The organism is Streptomyces sp. NPDC008125 (assembly GCF_042957125.1).
Lineage (GTDB): Bacteria > Actinomycetota > Actinomycetes > Streptomycetales > Streptomycetaceae > Streptomyces.
The window spans coordinates 1-1,366 of the sequence record NZ_JBIBHR010000065.1 but is presented as its reverse complement, the minus strand read 5'-3'; the positions used below and the strand labels follow the sequence as shown (position 1 = coordinate 1,366).

Below are 1,366 nucleotides of genomic sequence, written 5' to 3'. Positions count from 1 at the left end.
AGAGGGCGTTAAGTCCGCTTCTGGTAGCGGCCTCGTCGGGGTTGGGTGAGGAAGCCTTGGCGGGTGAGGCGTCCGAGGCGGCTGCGGGTGACGTTCATGGCCGGGTCGTCGGTGGGCATGCCGAGGAGTTCGTGCAGTTCTCGGACTCGGAATGCCTGGTCGGGGTGCTGGTTGAAGGCGTTCACGATGGCTTGGTAGGTGGTGGCCTGTTCGAGCGGATCGAGCTCGCCTCCGGTGCCGGTCGGCACGATTTCGGCGATGACCTTTCGGGTGGTGGCCAGGTCCGCGAGACGCGCTTCGGTCTCGGCGAGTGCGTCGGTCAAGTCCGCGATCTGACTGCGGAGTTCATCGGCACGGGCAACGGCTTCGTCGTGGCGGGCCTGGAGATCCGTCAGGAACTCGGTGATGTTCACGCGGCCGTCCTGAGGGTGTCGCGCCAGGTGGGGGTGGGTGTGGTGAGGCGACGGGACATGTTCGCGGTGGAGGCCCAGTAGACGCGTGAGGCGGAGGTGTCGGGCCGGTGGTCGTACTCGCGGGCCAGTCGCCGGTGCAGCATCAGGGTGCCGTTGACCTGCTCGACCACCCACCGTTTCGGCTGCGGGACAAAGCCCTTGCCCTTGTCGGCCGGGTTGCGGCGCACCACCTCGACGGTGATGTCCAGCAGTGCGCCGTGGATGATGACTTCGTCCTTGAAGCCCTGGTCCACCAGGGCCTTCTCCAGACGGTTCCCGCACCGTTCAGCGGCCTGGTCGAGCAGGGCGGTGCCTGCGGCGTTGTCGTGGGCGGAGGCGGCCAGGACGACGACGCCGATGATCAGCCCCAGCACGTCGACGGCCAGTCCCCGCTTGCGCCCCGGCGTCCTCTTGTTCACATCCAGTCCCGTCGTGGTCTTCGGGACACCCGCGGCCGCACGCACGGACTGGGTGTCGATGACCACGAGGGACGGGTCCTCTAATCGGCGGGCTTTCTCCCGTACCTGACAGCGCAGGAGTTCCTGGATCCGCTGGTCGAGGCCGTCCTGGCGCCAGAGCGTGAAGTAGTAGAACACCGCCGACCATGCCGGCAGATCGTGGGGCAGGTAGCGCCACTGACAGCCTGTCCGGTTCTGGTAGAAGATCGCGTTCACGACCTCCCGGAGATCACAGGTCCCGGGGTCTCCGGTCGCCGACCGCCTCACCCGGTCCCGCTTCCAGGCCGTGATCATCGGCTCGATCAACGCCCAATGCTCGTCCGATAAGTCACTCGGATACGGTCTTCGGTCCATGCCCGCATCCCAGCATGCACATGGCGAACGGCTGGCTCGTACGGCGATCAGTCCCACGATCGAGCGATCACGAACCGAGGAAGATCGGACTTAACGCCCTCT

2 protein-coding genes are annotated in these 1,366 nt (G+C 66.4%); both read right to left on the bottom strand.

The genetic code is table 11. The annotated features are described in order from the left end of the window. Positions 1-8: 8 nt before the first annotated feature. Positions 9-413, bottom strand: a complete 405-nt coding sequence (locus ACFZAX_RS35460; RefSeq protein WP_390967109.1) for a hypothetical protein — start codon at positions 411-413, stop codon at positions 9-11. Further along, positions 410-1,264 (bottom strand): IS5 family transposase, encoded by an 855-nt coding sequence (locus tag ACFZAX_RS35455; protein WP_390967107.1) that lies wholly within the window; start codon positions 1,262-1,264, stop codon positions 410-412. The genes ACFZAX_RS35460 and ACFZAX_RS35455 overlap by 4 nt, the downstream gene beginning before the upstream one ends. Positions 1,265-1,366: the final 102 nt, after the last annotated feature.

Excerpts from the sequence above, each read along its gene's own strand:
- ACFZAX_RS35455 (WP_390967107.1), bottom strand. The coding sequence starts at position 1,264 with ATGGACCGAAGACCGTATCCGAGTGACTTATCGGACGAGCATTGGGCG.